1 protein-coding gene is annotated in these 2,034 nt (G+C 60.8%); it reads right to left on the reverse strand.

Annotation, left to right across the window (positions count from 1 at the left end; genetic code table 11):
- Nucleotides 1–1,702 (reverse strand): prenyltransferase/squalene oxidase repeat-containing protein (locus H5U08_RS16930; protein ID WP_297035772.1); only part of this gene is annotated, 1,702 nt, incomplete at its 3' end.
- Nucleotides 1,703–2,034 lie beyond the last annotated feature (332 nt).

Consider the following 2,034-nt stretch of genomic DNA (forward strand, 5'->3'; position numbering starts at 1 on the left):
AGCGGTAATAGACTTCGAGGATCATGACAGCCAGGGCGGTGGTGTAAAGCCGACCACCCACCCGGGAGTGTGGGTCGTCGAAATACCAGCTTCCCGCCTCGTGTCCCTCAGTGGCCTGCGTTTTGATGAGAAACTCCCGCATGGTCTCGTTCCAGCGTTTCCAGTCGGAACCGCCCCAGTGCCGCATCACCTGGGTGGCATAGTAGTCGTAGTAGAGATCGGTTTCGGAAGGCCCCCACTCTGCCAGGTGGGCGATGCCCCGGGCAAGAGGCGGATGCTGCCGGGGCCAGCCCGCATACATCCGGCAGAGCAGGCCGATGGCGGTAGTGCTATGCCGCGGACTGCGATCCTGATAGCCGTAAAGGGCCCCTTCCTCGCTGGCCACGCTGTCCAAAAAGCGCTGGGCCGCGTAGTGTACCGAGCGATCGACCTTCAGCCCAGCCATCTCCGCGCTTTTCAGGGCCATGAGCTGCCACCCGGTGACTGTCGTGTCACCCGGTTCTCCCGGCCGATAGCGCCATCCACCCCCGGCCTTATCCTGCGCATATTCGATAAATCGAATGGCCTCCTGGGCGGGCTGCCTCAAGGCAGGGTCCCTGGTCATGGCGAATGCTTCGCAGAGCACGATGGCCACCAACCCCTGCGCGTACATCCCATTCTTCATACCCTCCTGAAAGTCAAGTCCTTTGTCGGTCTGCCGTCCGCGACGCAGCAGGTAATACAATCCCCGGTGAACCGTGTCGATGTAGGGCCCGCTGCGATGGGTGTATCCGGCGCCAAGAAAAGGCAACAGTGCGAGTGCCGTGGCCGCGGTGGTGCTGGGCTCCGTCCCTGGATTACGGCAGTATCCCCGGCACGAACGCACTTTCAAATCGAATCGCCAGGAACCATCTTCCTCCTGATGGACCGCGATCCACCGCAGACCACGTTCCACCGCCTCTTCGCTCTCGGTCGAACCGTCTGCAAGGATGACGAGCTTTGCCCGCATCTCCGGTGTCCGGCCTTCCAGACCGCCTCCGCTGGGACGGTCCAAATGCGATAGATAGTCGGGCTCCTCGTTGCCCCAGGGACGAGCGGGATCGAGCGGGCCGGTATTCCGCGCGCCGGTGGTGACGCTCTGTTCATTCCCTTCTTCCTCGCCCAGGATGTTCACTGTCGCCGGGGTCAGGGCGAAGGACTGTTCCGTAAGCAGCGACCGCTCCTCAGGCCGTGTCTCGAGGATGAGGTCGCTTTCCAACAATGGCGCGTTGACCGGGAGATTTGCCGTGGCCACCAGGTTGATGCCGCTAAACCGCTGTGGTGTGTGAATGATCCAGAGAGAGAAAACAACCAGAAGAACGGCGTGAACGAGGGCACTTACGAGGAAACTGACCAGTCCGCGACGCCACTCGCGTTGAGAGGGGATTGACTCTTGAAGCGCTGCCCTTTCTTCCCCGGGCAGCATGGATTGAATTTGCTGGGATTCGGCAAGGCGGGCGGGTTTAATAAGCGGAACACGGACGGCCGTCCATTGAAGACCATGCTGCGACTGATCCGGCCTGGCCGATTGTCCAGATTGAGCGGACCGAACCTGTTTTTCCGAAGAACCCGACCGAGGCGCTCTTGACGATTCTTCTGATGGCAGCGAGGCTTTTTCGGACGACGGGAAACCGGCTGGCTGGGAATCACCCTCCGGCTGTCGTCGCAGCTTTTCCTCGCCCATGACACCTGCTCAAGTCTGCACAAAATAAACGATTTAGGATACTTCGAGAAATTATATCACGGGATTAGGCAGTTCCCCGGACTGGGAGATGCGAGTCGACCGTGGGTAGTTGGGGCACGGCAGCACGGTTCTTTCTGTCAATCGGCCACGAGACTCACCGGCGAAGCATCTCCTGTCCTGCCATGCGGGTCATTTCCCCCTGGGAAAGTGGCTGCGGGGCCACCGCCCGGGGCGATTGTTGAGGCTGAATCTGGGCCATCAATCGCTGGGCCTCGATTTCGTTGCCCGCCCGGGCATAGCACTCGGCTGCCAGAGCCACATACGAACGGGAA

It is taken from the genome of Thermogutta sp., from assembly GCF_014359955.1.
Classification (GTDB): domain Bacteria; phylum Planctomycetota; class Planctomycetia; order Pirellulales; family Thermoguttaceae; genus Thermogutta.